The sequence below is a fragment of the Janibacter hoylei PVAS-1 genome, from assembly GCF_000297495.1.
GTDB classification, from domain to species: domain Bacteria; phylum Actinomycetota; class Actinomycetes; order Actinomycetales; family Dermatophilaceae; genus Janibacter; species Janibacter hoylei.
The window spans coordinates 63,071-79,308 of sequence record NZ_ALWX01000016.1 but is presented as its reverse complement, the minus strand read 5'-3'; the positions used below and the strand labels follow the sequence as shown (position 1 = coordinate 79,308).

The following is a 16,238-nucleotide window of genomic DNA, read 5'->3' as shown; positions in this document are numbered from 1 at the left end:
GTCGCCGCCCTGCCGGGCGCGGCAGCCGGCGCCGGCCTGGGGCTGGCCCTCGCCGCCGACCTGCGCATCGGCACGCCCCGCACCGTCGTCGCGACGGCCTTCGCGAGCATCGCCCTGTCCGGCGACTTCGGTGTCGCCTGGCTGCTCGAGCGGCTCGTCGGGCCAGCGGTGGCCCGCGAGCTGATGTTCTTGAACCCGCGCCTCGACGGGCAGGCCTGCCGCGACCTCGGCCTGCTCAACCGGATCGTGCCGGAGGAGGAGCTCGCGGCGCGCACCCGCGAGCTCGCCGAGCAGCTGGCGGCCGGCTCGGCGGGCACGCTCGCGAGCATCAAGCGCAACCTCCTCGAGGCACCGACTCAGACGCTCTCGGAGTCGATGGCTGCCGAGGTGCCGCGGCACAAGGCGTGCGGCCTGACCGCCGACCACGTCGAGGCGGCCCGAGCCTTCGTCGAGAAGCGGCCGCCGGTCTTCGCGCGCTGACGAGGTCGGGCTGCTCCCGCGCGACGCTGTCGGCGCACGGGTCTACGGTCAGGACATGGCACAGGTACTGCTCTTCCCGTCGGTGCTCGGTGTGCGTCAGGGCATCACCGACCTCGCCGAGGCACTCACCGCCGCCGGCCACAGCGTGACCACCGTCGACCACCTCGAGGGCGTCACCTTCGACGACTACCCGACCGCCGCAGCCCGCTCGCAGGAGATCGGCTTCCCCGCGCAGATGGCCTACGCGCGCGAGGCCACCGAGGGGGTCGCCCCCTTCGTCGCCGTCGGCTTCTCCAACGGCGCCGCCATGGCCCAGTGGGTCGCCGCCCAGCGCCCGGCCGACGCCCGCGGCGTCGTCATGGTCGGCGGCGGGATGGCCATGCGCCACCTCGAGGCGACGTGGCCGACCGGGGTGCCGGGGCAGGTCCACGTCACCGCCGGCGACCCCTTCCACGAGGAGGACCGGCAGGTCGACCCGATGGTCGACGAGCAGCTCCAGGACGACGTCGAGCAGGCCGGCGGCGCGTACTCGTACGTCGAGTACCAGGGCGAGGGACACCTCTTCAACGACCCGACGCTGACGTCGGAGTACCAGCCGGAGGAGGCGCGCATCCTCACCCGGCGGATCATCGAGTTCGTCGACGAAGTCGGCTGAGCCTCACTCGAAGTAGCGGCGGGGGTTGTCGACGAGCATCGTGTCGATGTCGCCCTCGCTCGCCCCGCCCTCGAGCAGTGCGGGGATGACGTCCTCGCTGATGTGGCGGAAGTTCCACCGCGGGACGACCTGGCGCTTGGCCTCGGGGTCGAACCAGTCGATGAAGCACGAGGCGTCGTGGGCGAGCACCATGCGCTCGGCGTAGCCGCGACGCAGCAGCTCGAGCACCGTGGCGACCCGGTCCTCGAAGGGCAGGAGCACGTCGAGCCCGAAGCGGTCCATGCCGAGGTAGGAGCCGGCGTCGGCGACCCGGCAGAGGTAGTCGACGTCGGTCGTGTCGCCGCTGTGGCCGATGACGACCTTGCCCAGGTCGGCGCCCTCCTCCGCGAGCACGCGCTGGGCGACGAGCCCGGACTGCGTGTGCGGGTTGGTGTGGACGGTGATGGGCGCGCCGGTGCGCACGTGGGCCTGGGCCACCGCCCGCATGACCCGCTCGACACCCGGGGTCAGTCCCTGCTCCTCGATGGCGCACTTGAGGAAGCCGGCGCGCACCCCGGTGTCCGAGATCCCCTCGGTGAGGTCCTTGACAAAGAGCTCGGTGAGCGGCTCCGGGACGTCGAAGAGCAGGCCGGGGCCGGTGTGGTGGAACTGGAAGGGGATCTCGTTGTACGTGTACACGCCCGTCGCGACGACGATGTTCAGGTCGACCTGCTCGGCCACCCGCTGGACCCGCGGCAGGTAGCGGCCGAGACCGATGACCGTCGGGTCGAGGATCGTGTCGATGCCGAGGCCGGGCAGCTCGCCGAGGTCCGCGACGGCCTCGGCCACCTTGGTCTCCTCGTCCCAGTCGGACTGGTAGTTCTGCCGGTACTCCTCGCCGACGACGAAGATGTGCTCGTGGGCGAGGACCCGCCCCAGGTCAGCGGAGTCGACACTCCCGGTCACGGTCGGTACGGCCACCATGGCGAACTCTCCTTCGAGTTGGGTGGCCCGAGCCTAGGCGTAATGTGAACTCAAGTTCAAGTGTGGCACGGCAGGCGGTCAGCGCAGCACCTGCCCCCGCAGCTCCGGGAGCAACCACGCCGCGGCTCCCGCCCCGACGAAGGCGACGGTGAAGCGCGAGAAGACGATGACCTCGCCCGAGGCTCCCCCGCGCTCGAGGACGACGGGGACGGTGAGCGGCGCGACGACCGACGCGATCCGCCCGAATCCGGCCGCGGCACCGGCACCGGTGCCCCGCAGCGCTGCCGGGTGGATCTCGGGCGTGATCGCGTAGAGCGCACCCCACGCCCGAGGTTGCGGTGCCCGAGCCGAGCAGCACTCTCGCGTGCTGGCGGGTGAAGGGGAGGCGCCCCAGTCCCTCGGCACGGGTCGCCCCGGCCGGTGGGGTGCTGCTCATCGAGCTGCCTCGAGCTCGAGCAGCGCGTGCTTCGCCTCGGGGCCGCCGCGGTATCCCCCGTCGCTCCCGTCGCTGCGCACGACCCGGTGGCAGGGCAGGAGCAGGGGCACGGGGTTGTGAGCGCAGGCGCTACCGACGGCCCGGACCGCGCGGGGCCGGCCGGTCATCGCGGCCACCTCGGCGTAGGTGGCGGTGCGGCCGAAGGGGATGCCCGGCAGCGCCGTGACGACCTCCCGGCGGTAGCCGTGGAGCAGACGCAGGTCGAGCGGCACCTCGGGTGCCGGCCCACCGCTGAAGTAACCGTCGAGACCGCGGGCCACGTCGTCGAGGCGCGCCGGTGCCTGCAGCACGCGGGAGCTGACCCGCTCGGCGAGGTCGGCCAGCACGGCGTCGTGACCCTCGACCTCGAAGCCGACCCGCACGACGCCCTCGGGTGTCGCCGCGACCAGCAGGGCACCGAGGGGCGAGTCGAGCACACGGTAGGCGACGTCGAGCAGGCCCTCGTCGGCCGCCCGGGTGACGAGCCGCGCGTGCAGGCGGTCGATATCGGTGGCGGTCATCGGATCTCCTTGTCCCGCAGGGTCTTCAGCCCGTCGCTGGCGGCGCGACGGGCGGCGGCGGGTGACCCGCCGACGAGGTCGACGATCTGCGCGTAGCTCAGACCGCCGAGGTAGCGATAGGTGATGACGTGGCGCTGCTTGTCCGGCAGCGCGGCGACGTGCCGCCAGATGCCCGCGTCGCCCTGCTCGGCGGCGGACGTGGCCCGCTCGGGCAGCTCCGCGACGGGGTCGGTGGCCCGCCGAGCACGCGCCCGGTGGACGTCGATGCACTTGCGTCGCGCGACGGTGACGAGCCAGGCCTCGACGTCGAGGTCGGTCGGCAGGTCCGGCCACGCCCGCAGCGCCGCGACGAAGGTCTCGCTCCACGCATCGTCCACGTCGGCGGCGTCGACGAGACCGCGGCAGACCGACAGCACCCGCGGCCCGTGCTGCCGCACGACCTGCTCGAAGGGGGCGGGCCCCTCAGAAGAGCGCATCGCGCTCCCGGGCCGGGGGCTCTTCGAGGGCGAGCAGCGTGCGCTTGCGGTCGAGCCCGCCGGCGTAGCCGGTGATCGAGCCGTCGGCCCCGACGACGCGGTGGCAGGGCACGAGGAGCGAGATCGGGTTGGCCCCCACGGCGCGGCCGACGGCCTGGGCTGCACCACCGGTCTCGCGGGCGAGGTCGCCGTAGGTGACGGTCTGGCCGTAGGGGATGCGCTCGAGCAGCGCCCAGACCCGCTGGTGGTGCTCACCCCCGCGCAGCTCGTAGGGCGTCGTGAAGTCTCTCCGGCTGCCCGCGAGGTACTCCTCGAGCTCGGTGGCGAGGGTCGCGAGGACCGGCTCGGCGGCGGGGTCGACGCGGGGTCCGTGATCAGCGCCCTCGGGCAGGGTCCAGTGGCCGGGGAAGTACAGGCCGACGACCACCGCCCCCTCCCCGGTGGCGTGGGCTCGGTCGACGACGGCAGTCAGTTCGCCCAGCTGCGTCGCGAGGACCGCGTGCCGTGTCGTCATGAGGTCGATCATGTCCCATGGACGTCTGCGGGAGCAGATGTGTGAGATCGGTAGCCTCCCGACCCATGAGCATCCGCGCCTGGCAGGTCCACGCACTCGGCGACGCCGCCGACGTCCTCACCCTCGGTGACATCGAGCGCCCCACCCCCGGCCCCGACCAGGTGCGCGTGCGGGTGCGAGCGACGGGCGTGAACTTCGCCGACACCCTCCTGTGCCGCGGCGAGTACCAGGTCAAGCCGTCGCCCCCCTTCGTCCCGGGGCTCGAGGTCTGCGGTGACGTCGTCGAGGTCGGCGAGCGGGTCACCCACGTCGCCGTCGGCGACCGGGTGCTCGGCGGCACGGCGCTGCCCCACGGCGGCTACGCGCAGGAGTGCCTCCTCGACGGCGCGAGCACCTTCATCGCGCCGGAAGGGCTCGACGACGCGGGGGCCGCGGCGCTGATGATCAGCTACCAGACCGGCTGGTTCGCGTTGCACCGCCGGGCTGCGCTGCAGGCCGGCGAGCACCTGCTCGTCCACGCTGCCTCCGGTGGGGTCGGCTCCGCCGCCGTCCAGCTCGGCAAGGCGGCCGGCGCCCACGTCATCGGCGTCGTCGGTGGTGCTGACAAGGTGGCGATCGCCCGCGAGCTCGGCTGCGACGTCGTCATCGACCGACGGGAGCAGGACGTCGTCGAGACGGTCACCCAGGTGACGGGTGGCCACGGCGCAGACGTCGTCTACGACCCGGTGGGCGGCCCGTCGTACACCGCGAGCACCAAGTGCATCGCCTTCGAGGGGCGGATCGTCGTCGTCGGCTTCGCCAGCGGACGGGTGCCCGAGCCGCGCCTCAACCACGCGCTCGTCAAGAACTACTCGATCCTCGGCCTGCACTGGAGCCTGTACCAGCAGCATGACCCGGCGGCCGTGCAGGAGGCGCACGCCGACCTCGTCCGGCTCGCCGACGCGGGCGCGGTGCGGCCGCTCGTCGCGGAGACCTTCGGCTTCGACGAGGTCCCGGCGGCACTCGCCCGCCTCGCGGGCGGGTCGAGCACCGGCCGGATCGTCGTCACCGGTACCTGACCCACGGCGCATCTCCCTAGGGAAATTCGGCCCCCGTGCGCATTTCCCTAGGGAAATGCGGCCCCGGCGAGCATTTCCCTAGGGAAATTCGGCCTCCCGTGGGCATTTCCCTAGGGAAATGCGGCGAAGGGGGCAGCGGGGCCCCCGTCGTCCGTCCTAGGCGGACGCGGGCGGGAAGGCACGGCGGGAGGCCAGCGCCTCCTCGAGCTCGGACTGCGCGTCGACGATCGCGCGCCGCACGCCCTGCTGCAGCTCGCCGGCGAGCGCCGCACGGGAGTGCGCGAGGGTCTCGTCGCTGACGAAGCGCGAGGGATAGGCCATCGACGCCACCCGCGAGAGGGCGTCCTCACCCAGCCAGGCGGTCATCGGCGGGATGTCGGTGAAGTACCGCGACACGTAGGGGGCGACGAGCGTCCGGTCCTGCGGCCCCCAGAAGCCGGCGGCGATCGCGACGAGCTCGTAGTTGCTGCGCTCGCGGTTGGTCGTGAGGTCGGCCCAGGCCGCGGCCTTCGCCTCGGCCGTCGGGATCGCGGCCCGGGCGGTGAGGGCGCCGAGCTGCCCCGTCATCGTCCGGTCCTGCTCGAGGGCCGCGTCGATCTCGGGTGCACCGATGAGACCACGCCGGCTGAGCTGGCCGAGGAGGATCCATCGGAAGTCAGCATCACCCTCGAGCCCGGCGGGCAGGTCCCGCCCTTCGGCCCAGGGGACGAGCCGGCGCTCGACGTCGTCCGTCGTCCGCGCCACGAGTCGCGCGGCGTGCAACGCCCGGGAGGAGCCCGGCTCCGCGTCGGCGAGGACCTGCTCACCGACGGCAGCCATCCGGGCCCGCGCGGCGTCCTGCTCGGCCTCCGGCAGGAGCACCCGGATGACACGGTTGGTCAGGTGCATGCCGGCGCGGGCGAAGATCGAGTCATTGGTCTCGGTGACGAGTGCGGCCTCGCCGAGGTCGACGAGCAGGCGCGGGTCGACCTGGGCGAGCGCGACCCCGTCGCGCAGACCGACCCACAGGACCGCCCGGGCCTGCTCGTCCGTCATGCGGGGCAGCTGCCCCCCGAGCGAGCGAAGGGAGGTCCCGTCGAGGATCGGCGTGGCCCACGTCAGGTCGCCGGCATTGGGCAGCACCAGCTCGGCACCGGTGTCGAGGCCGTCGACGGTCGCCCGGTCGGCGTCGAGGGTGAGCTGGACCCGCGAGGTCTCGGCACCGTCGGTGTAGGTCGCGATGTCGAAGGCGTGCGGTCGGTCCGCGGGGTGCTCCGGCGGTGCGGTGCGGGTGACCGAGCCGTCGCGCCCGACCTCGATCCGGTCGACACCGGCCGTCTCGAGCCAGGCGCGGCTCCAGTCGGCGAGCGGCTGGCCGCTCGCGGCCTCCATCGCGCCGAGGAAGTCGGCGAGCGTGCCGTTGCCGAAGGAGTGGTCGCCGAGGTACTGCCGGATGCCCTCGAGGAAGGCCTCGTCGCCGATGAACTCGATGAGCTGGCGGATGACCGCGGCGCCCTTCGCGTAGGAGATCCCGTCGAAGTTGGCCAGCGCCGACTTCGCGTCCGGGGCGGGCGACCCGGCGACGGGGTGGGTCGAGGGTGCCCGCTCGGCCCCGTAGCCCCAGGACTTGCGCGACATCGTCGAGTCGACCCAGGCCTCCGTGTAGTCGGTGGCCTCGACGAGGCACCGGTGGGCCATGTACTCGGCGAAGGACTCGTTGAGCCACAGGTCGTCCCACCACTTCGGGCTGACGAGGTCGCCGAACCACATGTGCGCCATCTCGTGGCTGATCGTGTTGGCGCGGGTCAGCAGCTCGTCACGCCCGACGGCACCGCGGAAGAGGTAGGCGTCGCGCACGACCACGCAGCCCGGGTTTTCCATCGCGCCCGCGTTGAACTCCGGCACGAAGACCTGGTCGTAGTCGTCGAAGGGGTAGCGGATGCCGAAGATCGAGTGGAAGTAGTCAAAGCTGCGCCGCGTGACGTCGAGCATCTCGGGCGCGTGCTCACGCAGCTGCTCCTCGAGGGAGCGTCGGGCCCACAGGCCGAGGCGGATGCCGTCGTGCTCGCCGGTCACCGACACGTACGGGCCCGCGCACAGCGCGACGAAGTAGGTCGACAGCGGGCGGGTCTCGGCGAGGTGCCACACCCCGCCGTCGGCGATCTGCGCCGCGCCGTTGCCGATGACCTGCCACTCCTGCGGCGCCTTGACGCACACCGCGTAGGGCGCCTTGACGTCCGGCTGGTCGATGCAGGCGAAGACGGCCGGCGCCGCGTCGAGGAAGAGGTGGCTGAAGACGTAGTCCTCGCCGTCGGCGGGGTCGGTCGCCCGGTGCAGGCCCTCGCCGTCGTGGCTGTAGGCCATCGTCGCGTCGACCTCGAGGACGTGCTCGCCGGCGGTCACCGCCAGCGGCAACCTCCCTTCGCGAAGGGAGGTGACGTCGAGCTCGACGCCGTCGAGTTGGGCGTGGTGCAGGGTCTCGGGCTTGACGTCGACGAAGGTCTGCCCGTCGGCGGCCGCTGTCAGGTGGATGCGGGTCACCGACCCGAAGGTCGCCGCCCCTCGGTCGAGGTCGAGCTCGACCTCCATCCGGGTCACGGACAGCAGATCGGCGCGGGCGATGGCTTCGTCACGGGTGAGGGAAGGCACGTCTGCATCCTGTCACCCCCGGGGCCGGCACGCCGTGCCACATGGTGGACGCCGGGTCCCCTCCGGTGGCGAGCCTCCGGTGGCAGGTGTCTACTGCTGGGTAACGACGACGATGTCGATCCCCTGGAGGCAGCCATGTCGGACCACCACACCATCGCCGAGCGCGTGGGCACCGGGCCCAGCCGTCGTACCTTCCTCGGGTACGTCATCGCCGGCGCCACCCTCGTCACGGGGGCGGAGATGAGTCTGGGCACCGAGTCCGCCGAGGCGGTCGTGCCCACCCCGCCACAGCCGGCCGAGATCCTCGACCTCAACGACCTGCTCACCCTGGCGGCCGCCCCGACGTCCGCACTCATCACGGTGACCATCGGCTCCGACGGACGCGCCTCCTTCGCCCTGCCGCGGGCCGAGGTCGGGCAGGGCATCGTCACCTCGACCGCGATGATCATCGCGGAGGAGCTCGACCTGCCCGTCGACCGGGTCGACGTCAGCCTCGCCGAGGCGCGGCCAGAGCTGCTCTTCAACCAGCTGACGGGCGGCTCCAACACGACGATCTCGACGTACACGCCGATCCGCGTCGCCGCGGCCCTGGCACGGCAGCAGCTGCTGCGGGCCGCCGCGACGGTGCTCGGCACCACCATCGACGCCCTGACCATCAAGGCCGGCATCATCAGCGACGCGCTCGGCAACACGCTGGGCTTCGGCGAGCTCGCTCAGCGCGCTGCCGTCACGAAGACGACGCGGGCCCAGGTCTCCCTCAAGGAGGGCTCGGCGCGCACGGTCGTCGGCACGCCCCAGGGGCGCACCGATGCACGGGCCGCGGTGACGGGGGCCAAGATCTTCGCCATGGACGTCAAGGTCGCCGACGCCCTGCCGACGATGGTCTGTCGCCCACCGACGCACAACGGCCGCCCGGTCGCGCTGCGCAACGCGGCCGAGATCACGGCCATGCCGGGCGTCACGGACGTCGTCAAGATCGCCACGGGCATCGCGGTGCGGGCCCGGACCTTCGGCCAGTGCATCGACGCGATCCAGCGGATGGACGTGGAGTGGGAAGGGGGCCGCCTCGCCGGCGCCTCCGACGCCTCCGTCCTCGCAGGCGTGCGCAAGGCGGAGCTGCCGATGCTCACCCCCAAGGTGTCGCTGCTCGCCAAGAAGGTCGACGCCTCCTTCACCTTCCGCTTCCGCAGCAACTCCTCCCTCGAGCCCAACTGCGCGATCGCCGACGTGCGCTCCGGGTCGGCGACCATCTGGGGCTCCCTGAAGTCGCCGGTCGTCGCCCAGGAAAACATCGCCCTCGAGCTGGGCCTGCCCGTCTCCAAGGTCAAGGTCCACGTCACCCAGGGCGGCGGGTCCTTCGGCCGCAAGCTCTTCCACGACGCGGCCCTCGAGGCCGCGCGCATCTCGAAGGCGATGGGCAAGCCGGTGCGCCTGATGTGGCACCGGGCCGACGAGCCCCGGCAGGGCCGGCTGCACCCGCTGGCGACCTCCCGGGTCCGGGCGGCCTACCTCGGCGGTGACGTCCTCTCCTTCGAGCAGAAGCACACGAGCGTCACGACCGACTTCGGCCACGGGCTGGGCGACATCATCACCAACCACGCGGCGAAGCTGCCGGTCGGGCAGCTGACCTTCGCGCAGACGATCTTCGCCCTGACCCAGGAGCTGCCCTACAACTTCGGCCTGGTGACGCAGTCGCTGACGGAGACGGACGACCGCTTCAACACCGGCAGCATGCGCCAGATCTACTCCCCCGACGTGCGCTGCGCCAACGAGCTGGTCGTCGACGAGCTCGCCCGCCGGATGCGTCTGGACCCGCTGGCCTTCCGGCGCAAGTTCCTCCGGGACAAGCGGGCCGAGGCCGCGCTCGACAAGGTCGCCGAGATCGGTGACTGGGGGCGCGACATGCCGGAGGGGACCGCGCAGGGCATCGCGATCCACAAGGAGTACAAGGGGGCGACGGCCTGCCTCGTCGAGATCGACTGCCGCCCCGAGACGGTCGACCGCAAGGTCCGTGACGCGGTGACCGGACCCCGGGTGACAAAGGTCGTCTTCGCCGTCGACGCCGGGCTGGTCATCAACCCGATGGGTCTCGAGGCGCAGATGCTCGGCGGGGTCATGGACGGCATCGGCCTGGCCCTGACGTCGAGCTGCCACCTCGAGGAGGGGCACTTCCTCGAGGCGAGTTGGGACAACTACTTCTACACCCGGCAGTGGAATGTCCCCCCGGAGATCACCGTCGAGATCATGCCCTCGGACTCGAAGCAGCCCGGCGGCGCCGGCGAGGCGGGCGTCGCCTCGAGCTTCGCCGCCATCGCCTGCGCCTACGCCCGGGCCACCGGTCGCATGCCCACGGAGTTCCCCATCAACCACGCCGACCCGGTGACCTTCGAGGTCAAGAGCTTCGTCCCGTCCGTGCCCCAGTCCCCGACCGACGGTCTCGACCACACCCGCTGAGGAGCGCCGCCATGTCCAGTCACACCTTCGTCCTCAACGGCGAAAAGGTCACCGTCGACGTCGAGCCCGGCGTGCGCCTCCTGTGGGTCCTGCGGGACGTCCTCGGCGTCACCGGCCCCAAGTACGGGTGCGGGATCAATGTCTGCAAGGCGTGCACGTCGCACATCAACGGCAAGGCCTTCAACCCCTGCGCCGTGCCGATCGACAAGATCTCGGAGAGCGACGAGATCACGACGATCGAGGGTCTCGCCGACACCGTCGACGACGACCTGCACCCGATGCAGGAGGCATGGATCGAGCACGACGTCGCGCAGTGCGGCTACTGCCAGCCGGGCCAGATCATGGCCGCGGTCGCCCTCGTGCGCAAGGTGCAGCGGGAGGGCCGCGCGATCACGGAGGCCGACCTCGACACGATCCGCAATGTCTGCCGGTGCGGCACCTACCCGCGCATCCGCGACGCGATCAAGGACGGCGCCCAGCGCATGTGAGCGCCTGCCCGATCAGCGCTGGTGGTAGCCCCCGACCATCCCCTCGAGCCGCGCGATGCGGTCGGCCATCGGCGGGTGGGTGCTGAAGAGCTTGGACATGTCGCGGGCGCTGAAGGGGTTGGCGATCATCATGTGGCTCGCATTCTGCAGCTGCGGCGTCGGCTCGAGCGGTGCCCGCTGCACGCCCAGCTCGAGCTTGCGCAGGGCGGAGGCCAGGGCGAGCGGATCGCCGGTCAGCCGGGCGCCGTCCTCGTCGGCGTCGTACTCACGGGTGCGTGAGATCGCCATCTGGATGACCATCGCCGCGAAGGGGGCCAGCAGCGCCACCACGATGGCGGCGATCGGGTTGCGGTCTCGCCCGCCGAACCACAGCGCCATGGAGGCGACGGAGGAGACGACGCCGGCGATGGCACCGGCGACCGAGCCGGTGAGGATGTCGCGGTTGTAGACGTGCATGAGCTCGTGGCCGAGGACCCCGCGCAGCTCGCGCTCGTCGAGCAGCTGGAGGATCCCCTCGGTGCAGCACACGGCGGCGTGATCGGGGTTGCGCCCGGTGGCGAAGGCATTGGGCGCGGCCGTCGGGCTGACGTACAGGCGCGGCATCGGCTGATTGGCGCGCTGGCTCAGCTCCTGGACGATCCGGTACATCTGCGGGAACTGCTGCGGGTCGGCCGGCACGGCGCGCATCGCCTTGATGGCCAGCTTGTCGGAGTTCCAGTACGTGTAGGCCGTCGTCGCGACACCGAAGAGCGCGAAGAGCCACAGGTAGCGGGCCCCGCCGATGCCGTAGCCGACGAGGAGCAACAAGGAGAAGATGGCGCCGAAGAGCGCTGCGGTCTTCAGCCCGTTGAAGTGGTTGTGCATGTCATCTCCAACGTCGCGACGGGTCAGGTCGTTCCCGCGCCGAGGAGCACGACCGGCGCGAGGGTGGCGGCGAGCAGCACGAGACCGCTGACGACGGCGATGACCGTGGCGGTGGTGTCGACGTCCTCGGGGGCCCGCGGGCCCTCCTCGGGACGCAGCACGAGGGCCACCCACCGCAGGTAGACGGCCAGACCGACGACGGCCGCGACGACGGCGGGCAGGGCGACCCACCACAGCCCCTGGTCGGCGAGGGGCCGCAGCGCGAGGAACTTGGCGAGCAGTCCCGCGACGCCCGGCGGCAGCCCGGCGAGGGTGAGCAGCGCGAGCGTGAGCACCGCGGCGTGCAGGGGCCGGCGCCGCAGCAGACCGCGGTCGTCCTCGAGCGAGCGGGGCCCGTCGACGGACAGGGCCGCGACGACCGCGAGCGCGGCGACGACCGCGACGACGTAGACGGCGAGGTAGCCGATGGCGGCGGCCGTGTCGGCGGCGACGAGCGGTGCCAGCACCCAGCCGCCCTGCGTCACGCCGGACCACGCGATGAGCCGAAGGGGGGTCGCTCGCCCGCAGGGCGAGCACCGCGCCGAGGAGCATGGAGAGCACTGCGAGCACCGACAGGGCCGGCTGGACGGCGGCGTGCACGCTGACGGCACCGCGGACGACGGCCGTGAGACCACCGAGGGCGGCGACCGTCGAGACACTGGCGAGGAGCAGGGTGACCTCGACGCCGGCCCGCGGGTAGGTCGTCGGCGCCCAGGCGTGGAAGGGCACGAGCGAGAGCTTGAAGCCGACGGCCGCGACGAGCAGGACGATGCCGAGGGTGAGCACCGGTCGCAGCAGCTCCTCCTGCCCGGGCGCCCACGATGCGGCCCCGCCGAGCCGGATGCTGCCGGTGGCCGTGACCCACAGGCCGGCGCCGACGACGGCGACGGCGAAGGAGGCGATCGAGGTCGTCACGAGGTTGAGCGCACCGCTGTCGCGGGTGCCTCCCCGCAGGACGGCGAGCGCGACGATCGGCAGCGTGGCCAGCTCGAGCCCGACGAGCCAAGTGCCGAGGTCGTGGGCGACGGCGACGACGGTCGCGCCGGTGACGGTGGCCAGGAGCAGCGCCACCTCGACCCCGGGGTCGGCGTGCGCGCGTCCGTCGGGGCCCTCGGTGGGCAGGCCCCGCGCGCGGGCGAGCAGGGCGAGCACCGCGAGCCCTGCAGCGGCGGCGAGGGTCTGGAGCAGCGCGCCGGGGCCGTCGACCCGCATGAGGCAGTCGCTGGCGACGAGCCCGGGTGGGTCGGCGACGGCCAGCGCCGGGTCGTCGGCGAAGCACAGCGTCGCGATCTCACCTCCGCCTGCGGCGCGCAGGCGCAGGACGACGGAGGCCACGAGCGAGAGGGTCAGCGCGAGGGCGCCGACGACGAGGGCCGGCAGGCGGCGGCGGGGGGTGACGGCGTCGACCGCGAGGGCGGCGACGGCACCGAGCGCGGGCGCGAGGACAGGGGCGGCGATGCCGAGGGCCAGCGTGGGCGTACTCATCGCGTCACCACCCCCCGCGAGGGCCGGCTCGGTCACGGCGAGCAGCAGGCCGGGCACGAGCCCGAGGACGACGACGGCCAGGCCGAGCAGGGCGGCCGGCAGCAGGTCGGTGCGGGCGATCTCCCGGGCCCCGTCGGCGCCCGCGTCGCCCTCGCCCCACCACACAGCGCGCAGGACACGGAGGGAGTAGGCGGCACCGAGCGCGGCGCCGATCGCCGCGACGACGGCGCACACGACGAAGACCGTGGCGGGCCGCCCTGCGGCCGGGTCGAGCGCCGCCACGACCGCGACGACCTCACCCCAGAAGCCGGCGAGGCCGGGCAGGCCGAGGCCCGCGGCGAAGCCGAGGACGAGCAGCAGACCCGTGGCGGGAGCGCCCTCCCGCAGGGCGGCCCGGGGGCGACTCAGGTCGTCGTCGCCCCACTGCTGCTTGAGCGCCCCGACGAGGAGGAAGAGCAGGGCCGAGATCACGCCGTGCGCGATGTTGGCGTAGAGGGCCGCGGCGACGCCGGTGTCGCTGCCGCTCGCGAGCGCGAGGGCGACGAAGCCCATGTGCGCGATCGAGGACCAGGCGACGAGCCGCTTGAGCTCGCGCTCGACGAGGCAGACGAGGCCGCCCCAGACGATGCCGACGACACCGCAGATCGCGAGCACCGGGGCGACGCGGGCGAAGCCGTCGGGGACCGTGGCCAGCGGGAGCCGGACCAGGCCGTAGGTGCCCATCTTGAGCAGCACGGCGGCCAGCAGCATCGACCCTGCCGTCGGCGCCGTGGTGTGGGCGAGCGGCAGCCACGAGTGCAGCGGCCACACGGGCACCTTGACCGCCAGACCGAGGGTGAGCAGCACGGCGACGAGCAGCTGGGTCGTCGAGCCGAGGCCTTGGCCGCCGGTGGCTGCGAGCGCGCCGAGGTCGGCGGTCCCGGCGCGGCTCACGAGCAGCAGCACCCCGAGGAGCATGAGGGTGGAGCCGAGGCCGGTGTAGAGCACGAAGCGGGCCCCGGCCTCGCGGCGGGCCTGCGGGTCGCGGTCGTCGCCGAAGCGGGTGATGAGCACCCAGACGGGCACGAGCACCAGCTCGAAGGCGACGACGAAGAGCAGCGCGTCTCGCGCGGCGAAGGTGGCGACCGCCCCGGCGAGCGTGAGCATGAGGCACCCGACGAAAGTCGCGGAGCTGCCTCCTCTGGGCTGCTGCGACCACGTGGTCAGGCAGGCGGCCGCGGTGACGGCTGCGGCGAGCACCGCGAGCGGCCCGCTGATGCCGTCGAGGGCGAGGTGGACGCGCAGATCGAGGGTCGGCAGCCACGGGAAGTCGACGACCGCGCCGCTCCCCCACGCGACCCCGACGAGCCCGAGGGTGGCGAGGGCGCCGGCCAGCCCCGCACGGGCGGCGACCCGTCCGGACAGCTCGGTGCCGCCCCCGAGGAGCACGGCCCCCAGGAGCAGCGGCAGGACGCAGGCGAGGCCGATCACGAGGGACCCACCAGGGCGAGGGCGGTGACGAGGCCGAGGAGGAGCAGCCCGCCCCCGAGCAGGACCAGGCCGGAGGTCGGCCGGCTGCGGCGGTGCCCGGCCGTCCCGGCGTCGGACAGGCCGAGCACGCCCCAGGCCGCGCCGCGGACGTAGGTGTCGAGGACGGCCCGGTCGACGAAGGAGACGAGGCGGCCGGCGGCGGTGACGGGCGTGACGACGAGGACCTGCTGGGCGCGGTCGAGGCCCAGGCCCGCGCCGACGGCACGCCCGACCGGGCCGTCGGCGAGCCGGCCCTGCGCGCCGAGGCGCTCGAGGGCGTAGCCGAGGACGATGCCGGCGACGACGAGCAGGAGCACGAGGGCGAAGAGCCCGAGGGGTACGTGCCCGGTCGCGGGTAGTCGGACCCCGAGGGCCAGACCACCGATGGTGCTCGCGACGGCGAGGACGAGCAGGACACCGGCGACGGCACCGGGCATGACCGCCCGCGAGCGCACCCGCTCCTGCTCGCCGATGACGACGAGGAGCAGCACCCGGGTCGCGTAGGCGGCGGTGAGCACGACGGTGAGGAGCAGCGCGGCGAGGACGAGGTGGGCGACCGGCCCCCGCGCGCCGATGTCGTCGCCCACGGCCGCGACGACGTGCTCCTTGGTGAGGCCGCCGAGGACGAGCGGCACCCCGGCGAGGGAGACGAGCCCGGCGGCCCAGGCGACGAGGGCGACGGGGTGGGCCCGGCCGCTGCCGACGAGGGCCCGGGCGGCGGTGGAGCCGCGGGTCGTCGCGAGCCACCCGACGGTGAGGAAGAGCAGCGCCTTGAAGATCGCGTGCCCGTAGAGGTGACCGAGCGCGGCCCCCGCGGTGTGGCCGGCTCCCGCCGCGGCGAGGGGGGCGAGCATGACGCCGACCTGGCTGATCGTCGACCAGGCGAGCACCCGCTTGACGTCGGGCTCGGCAAGGGCGCAGAGGGCGGCGAGCACCATGGTCACCGCGACGGAGAGCCCGAGGAGGGCGCGGGCCGCGTCGGCCCGCAGGAGGAGCGGGAGCAGCTGGGTGAGGACGACGGTGCCGGCCGCGACCATCGTCGCGGCGTGGATCAGGGCGGAGGCCGGGGTCGGGCCCTGCATCGCGTCGAGCAGCCAGTGGTGGAAGGGCAGCTGCGCCGACTTGCCGAGCACCCCGATGACGAGGAGCACGAGCGCGGCCGACCGCGTCCCGGGGTCGGCGGCCGCCGAGGTCCAGTGGTCGACGACGCCCGCGCGGGCGGTGGTGCCGGCGCCGGCGACGAGCACGGCGGTGCCGAGGACCAGCCCGACGTCGGCGACCCGGGTGACGAGGAAGGCGGCGTGCGCTGCGCGCCGGGGCTCGGGACGACGGGACCAGTGCCCGATGAGCAGCCACGAGCACCACCCCATGACCTCCCAGCCGACGACGGTGAGCAGCAGGTCGGCGGACAGGACGACGAGGAGCATCGCCGCGCTGAAGAGCGCCACGGTCGCGTGGAAGCTGCCGCGCCGGTCGTCGTCGGCGAGGTACCACGCGGAGTAGACCTGCACGAGCGCGGTGATGAGGGCGACGACGAGGGCGAGGAAGGCGCTCGTCGCCGACAGCGCCACGCCCAGCGGCATGTCGAGCCCCCCCGAAGACGTGGCCGGGCCCGGTCGCGAGCTCCTC

At 73.2% G+C, this 16,238-nt stretch carries 14 protein-coding genes and 1 pseudogene; 5 read left to right on the top strand and 10 right to left on the bottom strand.

Annotation, left to right across the window (positions count from 1 at the left end):
* Together B277_RS04525 and B277_RS04520 are read left to right on the top strand one after the other, a co-directional pair.
* Positions 1 to 480 (top strand): enoyl-CoA hydratase-related protein (locus B277_RS04525; RefSeq protein WP_007925643.1); only part of this gene is annotated, 480 nt, incomplete at its 5' end.
* Positions 481 to 535: 55 nt separating this feature from the next.
* Positions 536 to 1,135: a dienelactone hydrolase family protein gene (locus tag B277_RS04520; RefSeq protein ID WP_007925642.1), complete on the top strand. Its 600-nt coding sequence runs from the start codon at positions 536 to 538 to the stop codon at positions 1,133 to 1,135.
* A gap of 3 nt (positions 1,136 to 1,138) precedes the next feature.
* Here the strand turns inward: B277_RS04520 and B277_RS04515 are convergent, their stop codons facing one another.
* From B277_RS04515 to B277_RS04495, 5 genes are all read right to left on the bottom strand, one after another.
* Positions 1,139 to 2,098 carry a phosphotriesterase family protein gene (locus B277_RS04515; protein WP_007925641.1) on the bottom strand — a complete coding sequence of 320 codons (960 nt, stop codon included), beginning with the start codon at positions 2,096 to 2,098 and terminating at the stop codon, positions 1,139 to 1,141.
* A 78-nt stretch (positions 2,099 to 2,176) separates the two neighbouring features.
* A complete protein-coding gene (locus tag B277_RS04510; RefSeq protein WP_007925640.1) occupies positions 2,177 to 2,503 on the bottom strand; it encodes a hypothetical protein in 327 nt (108 codons plus the stop codon).
* 27 nt (positions 2,504 to 2,530) lie between these two features.
* Complete coding sequence (locus tag B277_RS04505) at positions 2,531 to 3,094, bottom strand: methylated-DNA--[protein]-cysteine S-methyltransferase (RefSeq protein ID WP_007925638.1); 564 nt, start codon at positions 3,092 to 3,094, stop codon at positions 2,531 to 2,533.
* Positions 3,091 to 3,570 (bottom strand): RNA polymerase sigma factor, encoded by a 480-nt coding sequence (locus tag B277_RS04500; protein WP_007925636.1) that lies wholly within the window; start codon positions 3,568 to 3,570, stop codon positions 3,091 to 3,093. Before B277_RS04500 ends, B277_RS04505 begins: the two co-directional genes overlap by 4 nt.
* Positions 3,557 to 4,084, bottom strand: coding sequence for a methylated-DNA--[protein]-cysteine S-methyltransferase (locus tag B277_RS04495; protein WP_040880801.1), 528 nt, complete (start codon positions 4,082 to 4,084; stop codon positions 3,557 to 3,559). The genes B277_RS04500 and B277_RS04495 overlap by 14 nt, the downstream gene beginning before the upstream one ends.
* Before the next feature lie 65 nt (positions 4,085 to 4,149).
* Here B277_RS04495 and B277_RS04490 point away from each other — a divergent pair, with 65 nt between their 5' ends.
* Positions 4,150 to 5,142 carry an NADPH:quinone oxidoreductase family protein gene (locus B277_RS04490; RefSeq protein WP_007925633.1) on the top strand — a complete coding sequence of 331 codons (993 nt, stop codon included), beginning with the start codon at positions 4,150 to 4,152 and terminating at the stop codon, positions 5,140 to 5,142.
* Between the two features lie 156 nt (positions 5,143 to 5,298).
* On the opposite strand, the gene pepN is transcribed toward B277_RS04490, so the two are convergent.
* On the bottom strand, positions 5,299 to 7,770 hold the full coding sequence (gene pepN / locus B277_RS04485) for an aminopeptidase N (protein ID WP_007925632.1): 2,472 nt from the start codon (positions 7,768 to 7,770) through the stop codon (positions 5,299 to 5,301).
* Positions 7,771 to 7,905: 135 nt separating this feature from the next.
* On the opposite strand from pepN, the gene B277_RS04480 reads away from it, so the two are divergent.
* Together B277_RS04480 and B277_RS04475 are read left to right on the top strand one after the other, a co-directional pair.
* Positions 7,906 to 10,224: a molybdopterin cofactor-binding domain-containing protein gene (locus B277_RS04480; protein WP_007925631.1), complete on the top strand. Its 2,319-nt coding sequence runs from the start codon at positions 7,906 to 7,908 to the stop codon at positions 10,222 to 10,224.
* 11 nt (positions 10,225 to 10,235) lie between these two features.
* Positions 10,236 to 10,712, top strand: a complete 477-nt coding sequence (locus B277_RS04475; RefSeq protein ID WP_007925630.1) for a (2Fe-2S)-binding protein — start codon at positions 10,236 to 10,238, stop codon at positions 10,710 to 10,712.
* Between the two features lie 12 nt (positions 10,713 to 10,724).
* On the opposite strand, the gene htpX is transcribed toward B277_RS04475, so the two are convergent.
* The 4 genes and pseudogenes from htpX to B277_RS04460 form a co-directional block, all read right to left on the bottom strand.
* Complete coding sequence (gene htpX, locus B277_RS04470; RefSeq protein WP_040880797.1) at positions 10,725 to 11,576, bottom strand: zinc metalloprotease HtpX; 852 nt, start codon at positions 11,574 to 11,576, stop codon at positions 10,725 to 10,727.
* A 23-nt stretch (positions 11,577 to 11,599) separates the two neighbouring features.
* Complete coding sequence (locus B277_RS20220; protein ID WP_420795263.1) at positions 11,600 to 12,082, bottom strand: proton-conducting transporter transmembrane domain-containing protein; 483 nt, start codon at positions 12,080 to 12,082, stop codon at positions 11,600 to 11,602.
* A gap of 58 nt (positions 12,083 to 12,140) precedes the next feature.
* Positions 12,141 to 14,528: pseudogene (locus B277_RS19450) on the bottom strand (NADH-quinone oxidoreductase subunit M); the annotation flags it as partial.
* A gap of 38 nt (positions 14,529 to 14,566) precedes the next feature.
* A complete protein-coding gene (locus tag B277_RS04460; RefSeq protein ID WP_007925624.1) occupies positions 14,567 to 16,192 on the bottom strand; it encodes an NADH-quinone oxidoreductase subunit 5 family protein in 1,626 nt (541 codons plus the stop codon).
* Between the last annotated feature and the right edge of the window lie 46 nt (positions 16,193 to 16,238).